This is a genomic window from Verrucomicrobia bacterium S94 (assembly GCA_004299845.1).
Taxonomy (GTDB): domain Bacteria; phylum Verrucomicrobiota; class Kiritimatiellia; order Kiritimatiellales; family Pontiellaceae; genus Pontiella.
This window is the reverse complement of the sequence record CP036201.1, coordinates 1,686,802-1,703,386: the sequence shown is the minus strand read 5'-3', so window position 1 is coordinate 1,703,386 and position 16,585 is coordinate 1,686,802. Positions and strand designations below refer to the sequence as shown.

14 protein-coding genes are annotated in these 16,585 nt (G+C 52.1%); 12 read left to right on the top strand and 2 right to left on the bottom strand.

Going from position 1 to position 16,585, the window contains the following annotated elements; genetic code table 11:
* Nucleotides 1–70: 70 nt before the first annotated feature.
* The gene (locus EGM51_07045) at nucleotides 71–1,615 is read left to right on the top strand and encodes a sodium-dependent transporter (protein ID QBG47165.1); all 1,545 of its coding nucleotides are present in this window, start codon (nucleotides 71–73) and stop codon (nucleotides 1,613–1,615) included.
* A gap of 49 nt (nucleotides 1,616–1,664) precedes the next feature.
* Here EGM51_07045 and EGM51_07040 read toward each other — a convergent pair whose 3' ends face one another.
* Entirely contained in the window at nucleotides 1,665–2,321 is a 657-nt protein-coding gene (locus EGM51_07040; protein ID QBG47164.1) for a phosphoribosylglycinamide formyltransferase, read from the bottom strand.
* A 177-nt stretch (nucleotides 2,322–2,498) separates the two neighbouring features.
* On the opposite strand from EGM51_07040, the gene dut reads away from it, so the two are divergent.
* The 5 genes from dut to hisF all read left to right on the top strand — a co-directional run bounded on the left by dut (nucleotide 2,499) and on the right by hisF (nucleotide 7,731).
* Complete coding sequence (gene dut / locus EGM51_07035; protein QBG47163.1) at nucleotides 2,499–2,936, top strand: dUTP diphosphatase; 438 nt, start codon at nucleotides 2,499–2,501, stop codon at nucleotides 2,934–2,936.
* A gap of 5 nt (nucleotides 2,937–2,941) precedes the next feature.
* Nucleotides 2,942–3,703, top strand: a complete 762-nt coding sequence (locus EGM51_07030) for a JAB domain-containing protein (protein ID QBG47162.1) — start codon at nucleotides 2,942–2,944, stop codon at nucleotides 3,701–3,703.
* Between the two features lie 85 nt (nucleotides 3,704–3,788).
* Nucleotides 3,789–4,985 (top strand): nickel pincer cofactor biosynthesis protein LarC, encoded by a 1,197-nt coding sequence (gene larC / locus EGM51_07025; GenBank protein ID QBG47161.1) that lies wholly within the window; start codon nucleotides 3,789–3,791, stop codon nucleotides 4,983–4,985.
* Between the two features lie 76 nt (nucleotides 4,986–5,061).
* Nucleotides 5,062–6,900 (top strand): RNB domain-containing ribonuclease, encoded by a 1,839-nt coding sequence (locus EGM51_07020; protein ID QBG47160.1) that lies wholly within the window; start codon nucleotides 5,062–5,064, stop codon nucleotides 6,898–6,900.
* A 72-nt stretch (nucleotides 6,901–6,972) separates the two neighbouring features.
* Nucleotides 6,973–7,731: an imidazole glycerol phosphate synthase subunit HisF gene (gene hisF / locus EGM51_07015; GenBank protein ID QBG47159.1), complete on the top strand. Its 759-nt coding sequence runs from the start codon at nucleotides 6,973–6,975 to the stop codon at nucleotides 7,729–7,731.
* Between the two features lie 4 nt (nucleotides 7,732–7,735).
* Here the strand turns inward: hisF and EGM51_07010 are convergent, their stop codons facing one another.
* Nucleotides 7,736–8,569, bottom strand: coding sequence for a hypothetical protein (locus EGM51_07010; GenBank protein ID QBG47158.1), 834 nt, complete (start codon nucleotides 8,567–8,569; stop codon nucleotides 7,736–7,738).
* A 179-nt stretch (nucleotides 8,570–8,748) separates the two neighbouring features.
* Here EGM51_07010 and EGM51_07005 point away from each other — a divergent pair, with 179 nt between their 5' ends.
* From EGM51_07005 to EGM51_06980, 6 genes are all read left to right on the top strand, one after another.
* Nucleotides 8,749–9,165, top strand: coding sequence for a phosphoribosyl-AMP cyclohydrolase (locus tag EGM51_07005; protein QBG47157.1), 417 nt, complete (start codon nucleotides 8,749–8,751; stop codon nucleotides 9,163–9,165).
* Between the two features lie 49 nt (nucleotides 9,166–9,214).
* The gene (locus EGM51_07000; protein ID QBG49263.1) at nucleotides 9,215–10,666 is read left to right on the top strand and encodes a phosphomannomutase; all 1,452 of its coding nucleotides are present in this window, start codon (nucleotides 9,215–9,217) and stop codon (nucleotides 10,664–10,666) included.
* Nucleotides 10,667–10,829: 163 nt separating this feature from the next.
* Nucleotides 10,830–13,754, top strand: a complete 2,925-nt coding sequence (locus tag EGM51_06995) for a hypothetical protein (GenBank protein ID QBG47156.1) — start codon at nucleotides 10,830–10,832, stop codon at nucleotides 13,752–13,754.
* Nucleotides 13,755–13,973: 219 nt separating this feature from the next.
* Complete coding sequence (trpE, locus tag EGM51_06990; GenBank protein ID QBG47155.1) at nucleotides 13,974–15,494, top strand: anthranilate synthase component I; 1,521 nt, start codon at nucleotides 13,974–13,976, stop codon at nucleotides 15,492–15,494.
* A 32-nt stretch (nucleotides 15,495–15,526) separates the two neighbouring features.
* Nucleotides 15,527–15,904, top strand: coding sequence for a GxxExxY protein (locus EGM51_06985; GenBank protein ID QBG47154.1), 378 nt, complete (start codon nucleotides 15,527–15,529; stop codon nucleotides 15,902–15,904).
* 32 nt (nucleotides 15,905–15,936) lie between these two features.
* Nucleotides 15,937–16,500, top strand: a complete 564-nt coding sequence (locus tag EGM51_06980) for an aminodeoxychorismate/anthranilate synthase component II (protein ID QBG47153.1) — start codon at nucleotides 15,937–15,939, stop codon at nucleotides 16,498–16,500.
* Nucleotides 16,501–16,585: the final 85 nt, after the last annotated feature.

Here is a 16,585-nt window from a genome sequence, read left to right as displayed (position 1 = left end):
TATGGTGCACTTCTTTCTGTTTTAAAACTCCCCGGTATTTCAGTAATCCCGATTCAGACGGAGCGAAGCGATGGGTGAAAAAAGAAGCCTGTGGGGCAGTAAAGTCGGTTTTCTGCTGGCCGCAATCGGGTCGGCGGTCGGATTGGGAAATATCTGGCGTTTCGGCTATATGGCCTATGAAAACGGCGGAGGGGCCTTTTTGATTCCCTATGCTGTGGCTCTGTTGCTGGCCGGTATTCCCCTGATGATTCTCGAATATGCGCTGGGGCATCGGGAAAAAGCTTCTCCACCACTGGCCTTCGCCCGGGTGAACCGGCTGTGGGAACCGTTGGGCTGGTGGATGCCGACGGTGGCGTTTTTCGGGATCAACCTCTTTTATGCCGCTGTAATCGGCTGGTGTATGAATTATTTTCTGCTCTCGTTCAACCTTTCGTGGGGCGACGACACGAGTGCATTTTTCTTCGGTGAATTTCTGAAGATCAGCGGCGGGCCTTTCGAGCTCGGCTCCATTCGCTGGCCGATTCTGGCGGGAACCGTTCTGACGTGGGCGATTGTCTGGTTTATCTGTTATCGCGAAGTGAGCCATGGGATTGAGAAAGCGAGCATGATTTTCATGCCGCTTCTTTTCATTTTGACGCTTGTGCTCGTGGCCTGGTCCATTCAGCTTCCCGGGGCGTGGACCGCCATTCGGGAAAACTATCTGTCCTGTGACTTTTCAAAAATAAGCCTGTTTACTGATGCCGGCCGCAAGGTCTGGGTGGCGGCTTTCGGTCAGATCTTTTTCACGCTCTCACTCGGTTTCGGGATCATGATCACCTATGCCAGCTATCTGCCGAAAAAAACCGACATTGTCGGGAATGCTCTGACGACCTGTGTGCTCAACTGTCTTTATTCATTCATTACCGGATTTGCTGTTTTCGGAACAATCGGCTACATGGCGCAGACTCAGGGCATCGCCTTCGGCGATGCCATTAAAGCGGGTCCCGGTCTGGCTTTTGTGGTTTATCCCGAAGCAATCAATCAGCTGCCGGCCGGAAACCGCATTTTCGGTGCGTTGTTCTTCCTGGTCCTGATTGTGGCGGGGCTTTCTTCGGCGATTTCGCTGACGGAGGCGTTCTCCTGTTCCATTTGCGATAAGTTTAAGATCAGTCGGAAAAAATCCACTTCGATCATTTGTGGTCTGGGGCTGACGGGCAGTATTGTTTTCACCACGCAGGGCGGTCTGTTTATTCTGGATATCGTCGACCATTTTATTAATAACTATGCCCTGATCATCGGCGGCATTCTGGAGTGTGTTCTGGTCGGCTGGATTCTGAAATCGGGGGTCATGCGCAGTCATGTAAATGCGGTGAGCACCGTGAAACTGCCTGTTGTCTGGGACATCGCGATTCGTTTTATCACACCGGGAATGTTGCTCATTATGGTGGGCGGAGCATTGCGGAATGAGTTTATGGAAGCCTATGAAGGCTATCCGGTCACTGCATTGCTTTTCTATGGTGGCGGAATTCTTTTCGTCACGCGTCTGGCCTCTTTTATTCTCAGTCATTTTGTCTGGGATCCGGTTCGACTGAAAGAAGAGCATCATCAGCCGATTGACGACGATCTGCTGGTCTGAATAGAAAGCTTTTTCTCTCTATTACACATGATGAAGACGGATGTTTCGGCTACGTTATTTTGATGCGCCGTCCGTTGCGCTGAATTTTTCCTTCGGCAATCCATTGAAGCGCTTCGGGGTAGGCGATGTGTTCCTGCGCATGCAGTTTTTCCATCATGGTATCCAGTGTATCCTCATCATCGATAGAGATGATTTTCTGGTTGATGATGGCCCCGGTATCAACGCCCGCATCGACAAAGTGAACCGTGCATCCGGTAAATTTAACACCGTATTCAAAGGCCTGTTTCCCGCCGTCGAGACCGGGAAAGCTGGGCAGCAGCGAGGGATGAATGTTGATCATCCGGCCTTCATAGGCCTTAAGAAGACCATCTTTAACAATCCGCATGAAACCGGCAAGGGCGATAAAATTGACGTCGTGCTCTTTCAGGGTCCGGAGAACGAACAGCTCGGCCTCGCCGTCGAGTTTGGTTTTAAAGGGGGCACAGTCAATGTAAATGGCGGGAATATTGTGTGTGCGAGCTCGTTCAAGAATGTAGGCGTCTTCCTTATCGGCCAGTACGCACCTGATTTCGGCGTTCAGTGTTCCGGCTTCCACCGCATCGATGATCGCCTGGCAGTTGGTTCCTGATCCCGACCCGAAAATGGCTAACTTAAGCATGTTCTTTTTCCTTATATTCAAAGTGATCACGAAATACACCAAATACATGGACGGAAGGAAAGTACAATACTTAAATGGAGGCCGCCGGGGAGGCGGCAAACCGCGGGACGGTGAGGGCTCTGCCTGATAAGCGCTGCTGCCGGTATCGTATAAAACTCTTTTATGGATTATGGCCGCAGGTTGTTTTACATTCTCTGAATTCTGAAACTCAAAAAAGGATAGAAGATGCATCTTAAAATCAAACCGCTGAACGATACAGCACGCGAAATTTACTCGGATCACGGCCATTTTCACGAAGGGGATGCGGGGCTCGATCTCTATGTGCTCGAAGATATCACGATTGAACCCGGCGATACTAAAGCGATTCGGCTGGGGATTGCCTGTGAGCCTGAAGACGGCCGCGCCTATTTTCTGATGCCGCGTTCGAGTATTTCCAAAACGCCGTTGCGTCTGGCGAACTCAGTCGGCCTGATTGATGCCGGTTATCGCGGAGAGCTGATGGCGATGTGCGATAATATCAAAGGGGAACCCTATACTGCGGAAAAGGGACAGCGTCTGTTCCAGATCGTTGCCTGCGACTGTTCGCCGATCTACTATGAGCTGGTAGAGGAATTATCGGAAACCACCCGGGGCACCGGGGGATTCGGATCAACCGGAAAATAGTTCCCATGCCGGGTGAATCCATTCAGACTGAATATTCCACAAAGGGGCAGAGTCTCCGTGTCTGTGATATGCCCGCACAACTGCGTCCGCGGGAGGAATTTGAACGTGTGGGGGCCGAAAATGTTTCCGATGCCGTGTTGCTGGCTTTGATTCTCCGTACCGGAACAACGAAAGTGAATGTGGTTCAACTGTCGCAGATGCTGCTTTCGCGCTACGGTTCCCTGACGGCTCTGGCGAAAGCGTCTGTGAATGAAATGGCGCGGGATGAAAAACTGCCGGGTATTGGAAAAGTGAAGGCACAGATGATTAAGGCCTCGATGGAGCTGGCACAGCGTCTGACCCGGGAAAGTGTCGGGGAAAGTCCGGTAGTGACCACGCCGGAGCAGGCGGCCGCTGTTTTGCGGGAGCGCGCACGGATCCTTCAGAAAGAAATTTTCTGGGCACTGATGCTTGATGCTAAAAACCGGCTGATTGGGGAGCCGCAGAAAATCAGCGAGGGAACCCTCACCAGCAGTCTGGTGCATCCGCGTGAACTGTTTAAAAAAGCGGTTGAGCTGTCCTGTGCTTCGATCATTCTGGCGCACAATCACCCGTCGGGCGATCCGACGCCGTCAGGAGAAGATATTAAAGTTACGAAGCAGCTGATCGAGGCCGGAAACGTAATGGGCATCAAGGTGCTGGATCATATCGTGCTGGGTCATCGCAGAACCCATATGAATACCGATTTTATCAGTCTGCGCGAAGCGGGACTGGTCCGGTTTTCATAGGAGGGGAATTACGGGGCTCCGAGTGCCGTGACCTCGCCGTTTGATTCTTGGCGCGAAAACTAAAACCTGCCATGCTTGGAGCATCATGAGCAGAACGTTACATTTTGAAAGTATTGGCGGGGCGAGCGGGGATATGATTCTCGGGGCGCTGGTGGGGCTTGGTGTTTCAGTGAATGAACTGAACGAAGAACTGAAATCACTGAAGGTGGACCCTTTCGAAATTGTGGTTGATGAAATAATCGAGCAGGGCATGAGCGGCGTTCGCGGAAAAGTGCTGCTGCACGCCCCGCATCACCATCATCATGACCACGCGCATCACGACCATCATCACGGCCGCCATCTGAGCACGATTAAAAAGCTGATTGAGGCCAGTGCTCTTCCGGACTTTGTAAAATTTCAGGCCTTAGATGTTTTTCAGAGAATCGGTGAGGCCGAGGCGGCGATTCACGGCGTGGATATTGAAAAAATCCATTTTCATGAAGTGGGGGCGATGGATTCGATTGTGGATATTGTCGGCTGCTGTCTGGCACGGTATAAGCTAGGCGTGGATGAAGTGTCGATCCGCAGTCTTCCGCAAGGGCATGGCACGATTGAATGTGCACATGGAACGTATCCGAACCCGGCACCGGCGACCCTGCGGATTCTGGAAGGTTTTCCGGTACAGGAGGTCGATGAGCCGTTTGAACTTGTTACCCCGACCGGTGCGGCGCTGATCTCAACGTGGCGTACTGCAGTGGTTCCGAAGGCCGTCAGCCGGGCCGTGAAAACCGTCTATAGTTTCGGACACCGGAAGTTGAATGGCCGGCCGAATCTTTTGCGGGCGACACTTTATGAAACGTTGGAAGATCAGACACCGGATGAAGTGCTGGTGCTGGAATGTAATCTGGATGATATGACACCGGAACTGGTGGGCGGCCTGTTTGATTCGCTGCTCGAAGCCGGTGCGCTTGATGTATTTAACACGCCGGTTCAGATGAAGAAGAATCGGCCGGGCACATTGCTGACGGTATTGTGTTTGCCTACCGACCGCGAAAAAATGCTCGGAATGATTTTTGCTGAATCGACGACATTCGGCATTCGGGAGCGGCTGGAAAAGCGGACGGTGCTGGAGCGCAGTTTTCAGACAGTGAAAACGCCGTTCGGTGACGTGCGGCTGAAAGTCGGGAAGCGGGGCGGTGAAGTCATCACGGTGTCGCCGGAAATTGAGGATTGCCGCAGGCTGGCCCGTGAAAACAAGGTTGCGGTTATTGATGTGTATAACGCCGCTGTTCAGGAGAAATGATGCCGCGCGCTTTTCGTTCGAATAATTTAGTTCTGTTTAAAAACGCTCCGGCCGTGGTGGCGGAGGCGGGGATAAAATCCTGATTGAACGCGCGGGCGGCAGGCAGGTGAAGGTGCGGCCCAAGGATATCGTGCTGTTGCACGACGGACCGATAAAGTCGCTGGGAGCGCTGGATACGGAACCCGCCGGGAACATTGAAGAGGCCTGGGAACTGCTGCAGGACGAAACCGTTTCGCTTGTGGAACTGGCAGAATTTATCTATGGCGAGGAAACGCCGGTGACGGTTTGGTTTGCCTGGAAGACGCTGCAGGAGAATCTCTACTTTTCGGGAACGGTGGAGGCGGTTTCGGCGCGCTCCGAAGCCGAGGTGACTGAGACGCTGAAGAAGCGCCGTGCCAGGGAGGAAGAGGCTGCCGGCTGGAACGCGTACCTTGAACGGGTGAAAGCCGGTGCGGTCGGTCCGGAAGATTTTGAAGCGTTGTCTGAAGTGGAGCGGCTGGCCTATGGCCGGGCCGTGACGAATCGGACGCTGAAAGAACTGGGTATTGAACTCCGGCCGGAAAAGGCGCACCGGCTTCTTTTAAAGCTGGGAATCTGGGATGAGACCGTGAATCCGTATCCGGCGCGCGAAGGCTGTGCGTTGGTGGAGCCGCCGTTGGAAGTGCCGGTGCTGGCTGATGAGGGGCGCGAGGATCTGACTGCGCTGGCCAGTTATGCGATTGATGATGATAACTGCAGTGATCCGGACGATGCGATCAGTCTGGACGGTGATTGTCTCTGGGTTCATGTGGCCGATGCGGCCGCGCTGATTTTTCCCGATTCGCCGCTGGATGTTGAGGCGCGGGTGCGCGGGGCGAACCTCTATTTGCCGGAAACGGTGATCCACATGCTGCCCGAGCCGGTGACGGAGGCTCTTGGGCTGGGATTGACGGAGCGGTCGCCTGCGCTTTCGTTTAAGATATCATTTGAAGATGACGGCACTCCGCAGTGCGAAAAAATAGTTCCGAGCTGGGTGGCCGTAAAGCGCTTGAGTTATGCCGAGGTGGATACGCGTCTGGATGAGGCGCCGTTTGCGGATATGCTGATACTGACCGAAAAATACAGGGCTCGTCGGATAGCCAACGGAGCTTCAGTGATTGATCTGCCGGAGGTGAAGCTGTCTGCCTCGGTAGAGGGTGGGCTGTATAAACTGCAGGGTGAGGATGAGCTCGGTTTGAGAAAATCTGTGCGTTATTCTGTTTGTGTGAAGCAGCTGCCGCGTTTAAAGAGCCGGGATATGGTCACTGACGCCATGCTGATGACCGGGGAGGCGGTTGCCCGGTTTCTGATTGGGCATAACATTCCGGCGCCTTTTGCAACGCAGCCGCCGCCGGATGAACCGTCGACGCCTGAGACTATGGCGGAAAAGTTTATGTATCGGAAAAAGTTTAAGCGATCGGGTCTTCATCTGGAGCCCGGCCTGCACGCAGGGCTGGGGATTGAGCCTTACACACGAGTCACCAGTCCGCTGCGTCGATATTCCGACCTGCTGGTGCATCAGCAGCTACGCGCATTTCTGCGCGGTGGGGAGCTGATCGGCGAATCCGATATGCTGTCGCGTGTGGCGCAGGCGGATGAGGGCGGCGGAAGTGCGGCGCGGGCGGAGCGGTCGAGTAACCGTCACTGGACGCTGCTGCATATGCAGCAGCAGCCGGAAAAGGTGTATCGCGGTATTCTGGTGGATAAGCGGGATGACCGCGGTACGGTGCTGATTCCCGAACTGGCCATCGATGCGAAAGTTCGCCGCGTGGAGAATATTCCGCTGGACCAGGAAATTTTTGTTCAGCTTACGCAGGTGGATCTTCCCGATTTATCATTTTCCTGCCGGTGTGTGGAGCCGGAGCCGGAAGATGGTGCAGGGGTGGAGGTGGAATAGCCTCTAAAACCCGTTTGCGTTTTTGCAAAGCCTGGAATATCGTCACGGGCTTGAAACTTCAGGAAAATTTCTATGCTGGCAAAACGAATTATTCCCTGTCTGGATGTAACCGGCGGGCGTGTGGTTAAAGGGGTCAATTTTGTGGATCTGCGCGATGCGGGTGATCCGGTCGAGTGCGCCAAAGCGTATGAGGCGCAGGGTGCGGATGAGCTGACCTTTCTGGATATTACGGCATCGAGCGATGGTCGGGATACCATGGTGGATATTGTCCGGCGGTGTGCAGAACAGGTTTTTATGCCGCTGACGGTCGGAGGAGGAATCCGTACAGCTCCGGATGTGCGCCGCATGCTGAAAGCCGGCGCGGATAAGGTTTCGTTTAATACGGCGGCCATTCGTAATCCGGACATTCTCAACGAGTGCTCGGAATCGTTCGGTTCGCAGTGTACCGTGCTCGCGATTGATGCGCGGCGAAAGGGTGACGGTACGTGGGGGGTTTATACGCATGGCGGCCGGAATCCGACGGAACTTGATGCGGTGGAGTGGGCCATTGAAGGCACTCGGCGCGGCGCGGGCGAAATTCTGCTGACCAGTATGGATTGCGACGGATGCCGGGATGGCTATGATCTGGAGCTGACCCGCACGATTTCCGAGGCGGTGAATGTGCCGGTGATTGCCTCCGGGGGAGCCGGGACGAAACAGCATTTTGTGGATGCGGTAACCGAAGGGAAAGCAGATGCCGTTCTGGCGGCATCGCTGTTCCACTTCGGCGAACTCACGGTCGGTGAGCTGAAGAAATATATGCGCGACAAAGGCGTTGAAGTCCGTCTCTGAATCGCTACTCGGTTTCTCCTATGCATTTGTAATGCACATCGGCAAAGAGCCGGTGGCCGATTGATTTGGTGTGGCAGGATGTACAGTTCATCTGACCGCTGGTATTTTCCAGTTTGCTTTCCTTGCCATGGCAGGTCAGGCAGCTATTCGAAGTTTCACCGCTGAACATCGGAGTTTCGTATTCGCAGTCAAAATAGCGGTTGAGCATGCTGCTGACCTGAATAGCAACATCGGCTGAAAGTCTGCTGCACCGTTCTTTCCGTTGTTTGCTGTTTGCTCCGTGTCCTGACGCTTTGCACCAATTAGTTACCGATGCGTGACAGAGTGCAGAGGCTGCGGTGGAGGATTCCGGCGTATAATCCAGCTGTGCTGTTTCCGGGGTATAAACCGGAAGCCGGCTCTGTTCGTACCAGCGGAATAGATCGGTGATCAGGGCGTTCTGGTCCTTTTTACTGGATACCACAAGACCGATCATTGCTGCAGCTCCGTTCAGTGCTCCGCAAACGGTTCCGTAGCCGCCGACTCCGCCGTGTCCGTATTTCATCATGTGAATCGGGAACGAGGTGTAGGGTTCGCCGAAGCGTTCAGCCAGCTGTTTGATGATGCTGTTAGCCACCGCAAACATGCAGCTGCCTTCGGCATAACCATTGTAGGCCAGGCGGCCGGTATCATCTGCGGTGAGCGGGGCGTATCCCCATTCTGTTTCCGGATTTTCCGGCTCAAGTTTATGCGGTTTTTCTTGCGCCTGAACGTCTGTTTTGAAGGCGGTAGTCAGTGTGAGCAGGCATGCTCCGCCACCTGCCGCCGTTCCGAAGGCGAGTACATTTCGTCTTTTCATTCATCTTCCCCAATGTTGTCAGTTGCTTCGCTGCATCCCACTTTATGCAACGAAAATACAGGGAAGTAACGAAGCTGATCAGGCAGGACGGACAGTTCGGTTCATAATCTGTCTGCTGAGAGATTGGCAAGCGGACTGCAGATGCGTATAGTTTTGCACTTTCACTTGAAGGAGAGATTATGAGCAAAGAACTTGAAGAAGGATTTGAATTAGCGCTGGACTGGAACAAGCTGGAAAAGGCGGTTGAAGGAACAAAAGGTATCATTCCGGTGGCTGTGCAAAATGCGGATACGAAGGAAGTGATTCTGGTGGCCTATATCAATCAGCTTGCATTTGAGGAATCACTTAAACGGAAAATGCTGGTGCTGTGGAGTTCTTCGCGGCAGGAGCTGTGGGTTAAGGGGGAGACTTCCGGCGAAACCTTCGAGCTGCTGGAAGCTTATGTCAACTGTGAGCAGAATTCACTGCTGTTCATTGTACGTCCGAACCGTGGCGGGATCTGCCACACAAAGAATTCAAAAGGTGAACCGCGTAACTGCTATTACCGCAGAATTGATCTGGACAATCCGACAAAACTCGAAAATATCGATCCGTAAATCGCTTTTTTCAATTTGTTTAACCTCGGAATTTGAAACTCTTATGAAAATCAGAATCAACGACTTGATGGCGAAGAGCGGTGTGAAATTCGGCACCAGTGGCGCACGCGGCCTGGCGACAGAGATGACCGATCAGGTCTGTTATGCCTACACCAAAGGGTTTCTTCAGTATCTGGAGGAATCCGGTGAGCTGAAAAAGTCCGGCGAACCGGTGGCGATTGCTGGGGACCTCCGTCCGAGTACGGGAAGAATTATGGGGGCGGTGGCCAAAGCGGCCTCTGATATGGGTTATGTGCCGGTAAACTGCGGCCGGATTCCTTCTCCGGCGGTGGCACTGTACGGGCTGGAAAACGTCTGCCCGGCCATTATGGTGACGGGAAGTCATATTCCGGCTGACCGCAACGGCATTAAATTCAATAAATGTACCGGCGAAATTCTCAAGTTCGATGAAGAGCAGATTCGTGAACAGGTTGTTGAAACGGATGATTCGATTTTTACCGGTGCCGGGTTTGAGCTTCCGGAAGAACATATTGATGCGCGGATTGAATATGTCCGGCGTTATTTGAGGGCATTTCCGAAAGACTGTCTGCAGGGCAAAAAAGTGGGTATTTATCAGCATTCGGCGGTGGGTCGTGATGTGCTGATTGAAATCTTTTCGGGGCTGGGTGCGGATGTTACGCCGCTCGGTTTTTCGGATACTTTTGTGCCGGTGGATACGGAGGCCATTCGTGATGAGGATTATAAACTGGCTGCCGAGTGGTCGGAACAGAACGGATTCGATACCATTCTGTCAACTGATGGAGACAGTGATCGGCCGTTGATTTCCGATGAAAACGGTGTGTGGCTGCGTGGCGATGTGGCGGGCATTCTGGCGGCGAAATATCTGGGTGCGGATTCGGTCAGCACGCCGGTGAGCTGTAATACTGCGCTGGAAAAATGCGGGTGGTTTGAGGATATCCGCCGGACAAAAATCGGTTCGCCCTTTGTGGTGGCTTCAATGATCGAAGCGAGCTTTTCCGGGAAAAAAGGAGTCGTGGGTTATGAGGCCAACGGTGGGTTTCTGACGAATTCCGAATTTTCGGTTTTCGGGAATGAGCTGCGGGCTTTGCCGACGCGCGATGCGGTGCTTCCGGTGCTGAGCATTATTCTGCTCTCGATTCAGGAACGTAAACCGATTTCACAACTGCTGGCGGATCTGCCTCAGCGTTTTACGGCGAGTGATCGTATTCAGAATTTTCCGACGGAGGAGAGTGCAAAAATTCTGGAGCGGTTTGAAGAGGTTTCGGCCATCGAAACGGTATTCAGTGATCTGTTCGGGCCGGTTGAGTCGGTTGACCGGACGGATGGACTGCGCGTGACATTTCAGTCATCGGAAATACTGCATATGCGCCCATCGGGTAACGCGCCGGAATTCCGCTGTTATAACGAGGCTGATTCTGAAGAGCGGGTGCTGGAGATGCAGAAGCAGTCGATGGAGATACTGCTGAGGTTGAAAGGCTGAGGAAATTCGAAAGCGATATCGGCGGAACTGATTTCAGTTCCGCTTTTTTGTTTTCCGGTGTGAGATCGATAACAAAGGATGTTTCATTGTACGGGTATTCCGGCATAATGTGTAAATCTCATATTTTGAGCGGTTGTTATTTATTCAATAGGAGGGGAATCGTATGGGAACGTTCTGTTGGTTGTTGCAACATATCTTCTGCGGGAGGCTGAGTGCTGTATTTTTTATTTCCAGTCTATTGAGTGCCGGATTGGCGGAGGTTGCTGCTCAAACGACATTGGTTGAAAGTTTTGAAACGACGAATGGTTTTTCCATTTGTAATGATACTGGCGAAACGCCGGCTGCCATGTCGGGTTCCGGGTTCACGTGGGGCGGTTGTACACATGCGTCAGTGAACGGCTGGCGGGGCAATATCAATATCAGCGGCGGTAATCAGCGGTTGGAGCTTTATGGAAACACGAATGCCGATGATACCATTTCAGCGAATTACAGCGGAACGTATTTTTATACGGTTTTTGATACAAACGGAACTTCCTTTGCAAGCCTTGCGCTGGATCTGGAGCGGATTGAAGTGGATATCGGAACGCCGGCGCCTGAACAGGAAATTCGGTGGATGGTTCGTGATGCCGAATCTGACTGGTATCTTTCGGAGGCGACTGCAGTTGTCACTTCCGGAACATATGCTGTGGAACTATTGGGTCTGAGCTGGTTGAAGGTGGATGAAGCGGCTTCAGCAGAAATGAATGAGTTGGATGCCGATGCCAAATACGCAATTGACGATCCTGCTCTATTGGCAGCTGGAGTTCCTGATTTGTCCGCCGTTACGGGCGGGGGACTCTATATTGAAACCGGTGATACGGATGATGCTGTTCAGTATAATTTTATTCTGAAGGAGATACGCTGGATCGGGCAGGAGGCGGCTGTTCCGGAAGTGCCGGCCGAGCCGGAGCCGGAGTCGGATGCGGTTCGGGTTCGGGTGGATGTTACACGGCGTCGATCGATCAATGGGCAGTTGGAGATTATCCGGAAAAACCTGTTCAGTGTACATGCAGGGACCAGTGGATTCAGTGAGGCTCAGCAGGAATATCTTTATGAAGATCTTGATGTCTATGCCGGACGCGGTTTCGGAGTCCGCTGGAAGATGATGGGGATTAAAGAGGATGCGGATCGTCCGGGTTACTGGGATCTGGATCAGATGAACAGTCAGATTGCCAGTGCTTCCAACAGCTGGGTAAATGCGGGAAGCCCTGAGCATAATAATACAACCGATAACATCACTACCAGCCACACCGATACTCATTTTCCGTCGGTCGAAGATATTACCAATGCACCGCCCAACGGATTCCGTACCTGGGATCACGAGGCGAATGCCGAGTTCGTCTCGAAATATATCCAGATGTTTTATCCACGAATGACGTGGTATGAGTTTTCGAATGAGATCAACGGAGAGGCTGAAGAGCTGGGGACGACCTGGAGCAATATCTGTGTACTGGCGAAAACGGTGGCGGATCGGGTGCATGCGGATAACCTGGGTACAAAATTTGTGGGATTCGGTGGGAAATGGCCGGCGTTTGAATATCAGGATTTCGGGATCTGGAATCGTGACTGGGTGGAATTCATTGATATTGCGGGGGCATCGATGGATGCCTATTCCGTTCACCTGTATTCCCGTATGGGACCCAATGCGGAAGCCATTATGGATATGATCAACAACTATTCCGTGATCCGCATTGGGGAAACCCGGCCGTTGATGATTACCGAGTTCGGGCATCTGCCGGATATGGAAGGGTCTCTGAATGAAAAATTCTGGCAGAATATGCGCGGTCAGAATTCATTTTTCTTCCAGTTTCTGGAACGTGGAGGGCTGATGGGGCGGAGTATTCCGTTCAATACCGCAAGCTCCACATCATGGGCCAGTGCCATGCTGCAGGATGACGGCAACGGTAATTATGTATGGACGGATATGATCCGGCTCTATGAATTCTGGCAGGATTTCCGAGGCGCACGTCTGGAGGTTTCGTCCGGCAATCCCGATGTGCTGGTGCATGCGCTCCAGGATGGAAACACCGTCCGGCTGGTTATGTATAATACACTCGATTCGGATGTGAATGTGGAACTGGATTATTTAACGGGCGATGCGTCGATTCTTTCAGCGGAAATTTCGAGGCTGTACTGGGATGCGGTTTCCGATGCAACTAAAGTTTCTGTCGGGTCGTTCAGTATTTCGGAGGAATATCTTACCCTCAGCGGTTACGAAGCCGTGATGCTGACGCTGAACCTTTCCGGTACGCCGAGCGGGCAGAAAGATAATGAAAAAATCACGTATTTCGGGGATACGATGATTTTGCCGATTATCGGAGGTTCGCCCAGTTCGGTTTCAATTTCGGGAATTGATCTGAGCAGAAATATTCTGAATGCACGGCTGCGTATTTCCGCTGGAAATGTGGACTCATGGCTGCCTTCTTCGCTACTGGTAAACGGTACGGCGGTTTCCATGCCGTCTAATCAGATGGGTGAAGTTTCGGATCTGCTGCAGGCTTGGGAGGTGGATGTACCGACGGCACTGCTGTCAGAGACGAATGTCATTTCGGTCACCTATGCTTCAGGCGGCGGGCATCTGGCTGCGGCGGTGCTGGATGTGACGTATGGAGATCCGTTGGAGCGCGACCTTGACGACGATGGGTTATCGGACGATTTCGAAACCCGTTATGCCGGAGACGCGGAAGTGATGGAACCGGATACGGATTATTTTGATGACGATCTGACGGCACTGGATGAGTTTGCGATGGGCCTGAAGCCGTGGGAGGACAATACCGGGAATCAGCCGGTGTTTCAGATTTTCAGCGACACAGACGGGGACTATTTCGGGGTGACTTACCGCCGGGCTGTTGAGGCGTTGCCGTTTGTGAATATCGAAGTAATGCACTCCACTAATCTGGTTGAAGGGACCGGGTGGCAGACGAATCAGACGGTTGTTTTCCAGGTGGATTCGCTGACGAATGATATTAAAGCGGTGTCCGAGCGGTTGCTTTCTCCGGTATCCACTTCGAAAACGGGTTTCCTGAAGGTGGAGGTGCATAAAAAATAATTTTCCGAATCGTGGAACATGTGTATCTGCAGGCGGATGCTCCGCCGGTGCGGCATGCCGGGTGAATCCGGAAGATGCTTTTTAATGGTTCTGTTTCGTATCGGTTTTATGAATGGAAAATGATCCTTTCTTTTGCGGAAGGATTTAACTTCAGATATTTTTAATTGCGATGACCGGTGTAATGACTACACTTAACCGCCTTTAACAGTGAGAGATTTCATGGCGATTATACCCGATAGAGCGACGTTTCTGGAAAAAGCAAAGCAGGGGAATCTGGTGCCGGTCTGGAAGGAAGTTCTGGCCGATCAGGAGACGCCGGTTTCCGCCTATGAAAGGGTGCGGAAGTATCTGCGTGAGAAGGATCAGGCGTCCCACACCTATTTGCTCGAATCAGTCGAGGGTGGCGAAAATATCGGTCGTTATTCGTTTATCGGCGGAAATCCGCGAACCATTCTGCGGGCTTATGGCCGGAAAGTGGAAATCCAAACGCAGGGTAAAGAGCTGGAAGTGATCGAGGATATCGATCCGCTGGATGCGCTGCGGGAGCATATGCAGCAGTTTGCACCGGTGGTGGATGATCCGACACTTCCGCGTTTTATCGGCGGTGCGGTCGGGTTTCTGGGATATGATGTGGTTTCCCAGTTTGAGCCACGGGTTCCTGTTATCGGAAATGATGAAATCGGCAATCCGGATATGGTGTTCATGGTGACAGACGGGCTGATTATTTTTGATCGGGTGAATCATAATCTACGGATTGTTGCCGATGCGCATATCGAGGGGGATCCGAACGACGCCTATGATAAAGCATTGGCCCAGATTGATGAGCTGTCTGAAGCGCTGAAGACCGAGGTGAACCGGGTTCTGATTGATACGCATAAGGACGTGGAGCCGCTGGAACCAAAGTCGAATACTTCGAAGGATGAATTTCTGGAAATGGTTGAGAATACCAAGGAATACATCCGTTCCGGTGATGTGATTCAGACGGTAATCTCCCAGCGTTTTGAAGTGGAGAATGAAGCCGATTCACTGGATGTTTATCGTGCGTTGCGGGCGGTAAATCCTTCGCCTTACATGTATTGTCTGGATATGGGTGAAAGTGCCATCGTCGGTACCTCGCCGGAAATCCTGGTGCGTTGCGAGGATAAGAAAGTAGAAGTCCGTCCCATTGCCGGAACCCGCCCGCGTGGTGCAACGCCGGAAGAGGACCTGGCGTTTGAACAGGATTTGCTGGCTGATCCAAAGGAAATTGCAGAGCATATTATGTTGGTTGATCTGGGGCGTAATGATGTTGGGCGTGTCTGTGAATTCAATTCTGTTAAAGTCCCGGATCTGATGGTGATCGAACGGTATAGTCATGTAATGCATATTGTGTCGGATGTGACCGGCCGGCTGGCTGATGACCATGATATTTATGATTTGGTACGCTCCAGTTTTCCGGCGGGTACCGTGAGTGGTGCTCCGAAAATCCGGGCAATGGAAATTATTGCCGAGCTGGAAAAGAGCAAACGAGGTCCGTATGCCGGATGTGTCGGCTATTTTGACTATAACGGCAATTTTGATGCGGCGATTACGATCCGGACCGTAATTCTGGATAAGGATAAAGCCTATGTTCAGGCCGGTGCGGGAATTGTTGCGGATTCGGTTCCGGTCAGTGAATACGAAGAGACGCGCAACAAAGCGCGCGGTATGATGAAAGCACTGGCACTTGCTAAACACTACCACGCCGCCCGGACGGAATGAGATTCTCTCGCTAAGACGCAAAGGCGCTAAGTATGAATGAAAATGAAATAGCTCAGATTGTCGTTGATGCATCTTTTCATATTCATAAAGAAACCGGCCCGGGATTGTTAGAGAGTGTTTATGAAATCATTTTGGCCGATGAGCTGGAAGAAAGAGGATTATCAGTCGTTCGTCAGGCTCCGATAGAGATCGTGTATCACGATCGAATTATAAATGAAGGTTTTAGAGCTGATTTGATGGTTAATGAAAAAGTCATCATAGAGCTCAAGTCAGTTGAAACCATTAAGGATGTGCATAAGAAACAGTTGCTGACGTACCTGAAGCTTTCTGGGAAAAGGTTGGGGTTACTGATCAATTTTGGGGACAACCTCATTAAAAATGGAATTAAACGGATAGTAAACGGCCTTTAACTTGGCGTCTTTGCGCCTTAGCGAGAGAAATAATGATTTTAGTTATCGATAATTACGATTCCTTTACCTACAACCTGGTGCAGTACCTCGGCGAGCTGGGGGCGGAGATGTGTATTTTCCGCAATGATCAAATTACGGTGGCGGAAGCTGTGGCACTGAAACCGGAAAAGGTGTTGGTCAGCCCGGGGCCCTGTACGCCGAAAGAAGCGGGTATTTCGTGCGACATTATCCGCGAGTTCGGTCCGCGCCTTCCGACCTTCGGAGTGTGTCTGGGGCACCAGTCGATCGGTGATGTGTATGGGGGTAAGGTGATTCGTGCCGATCGCCTGATGCACGGAAAGACCTCCCCGATGCTTCACGAAAACAAAAGCGTTTTCAAGGGACTGCCGAGTCCGTTCAATGCTACGCGCTATCATTCTCTGATCATCGAACGCGAAACCCTGCCGGATTGCCTGGAAATCACGGCCTGGACGGAAGAGGGGGAAATCATGGGCGTTCAGCATAAAGAACATCCGGTGCATGGAGTTCAGTTCCATCCGGAATCCATCCTGACGGTTGAGGGGAAAAAACTGCTCCGGAATTTTCTGGATCTCTAGTTCCGGCTTAGTCGGATTCCATCTAAAGTTATGTGAGCAGCTGTTTTAGAGTGGTTCACCGGCGACTTCTTTCGTCTTATAGCCC

Bases quoted from the DNA above. Each gene is read 5' to 3' on its own strand.
- EGM51_07045 (QBG47165.1), top strand. From the start codon at position 71: ATGGGTGAAAAAAGAAGCCTGTGGGGCAGTAAAGTCGGTTTTCTGCTG.
- EGM51_07040 (QBG47164.1), bottom strand. From the start codon at position 2,321: ATGTATTTGGTGTATTTCGTGATCACTTTGAATATAAGGAAAAAGAAC.
- dut (QBG47163.1), top strand. From the start codon at position 2,499: ATGCATCTTAAAATCAAACCGCTGAACGATACAGCACGCGAAATTTAC.
- EGM51_07030 (QBG47162.1), top strand. From the start codon at position 2,942: ATGCCGGGTGAATCCATTCAGACTGAATATTCCACAAAGGGGCAGAGT.
- larC (QBG47161.1), top strand. From the start codon at position 3,789: ATGAGCAGAACGTTACATTTTGAAAGTATTGGCGGGGCGAGCGGGGAT.
- hisF (QBG47159.1), top strand. From the start codon at position 6,973: ATGCTGGCAAAACGAATTATTCCCTGTCTGGATGTAACCGGCGGGCGT.
- EGM51_07010 (QBG47158.1), bottom strand. From the start codon at position 8,569: ATGAAAAGACGAAATGTACTCGCCTTCGGAACGGCGGCAGGTGGCGGA.
- EGM51_07005 (QBG47157.1), top strand. From the start codon at position 8,749: ATGAGCAAAGAACTTGAAGAAGGATTTGAATTAGCGCTGGACTGGAAC.
- EGM51_06995 (QBG47156.1), top strand. From the start codon at position 10,830: ATGGGAACGTTCTGTTGGTTGTTGCAACATATCTTCTGCGGGAGGCTG.
- trpE (QBG47155.1), top strand. From the start codon at position 13,974: ATGGCGATTATACCCGATAGAGCGACGTTTCTGGAAAAAGCAAAGCAG.
- EGM51_06985 (QBG47154.1), top strand. From the start codon at position 15,527: ATGAATGAAAATGAAATAGCTCAGATTGTCGTTGATGCATCTTTTCAT.
- EGM51_06980 (QBG47153.1), top strand. From the start codon at position 15,937: ATGATTTTAGTTATCGATAATTACGATTCCTTTACCTACAACCTGGTG.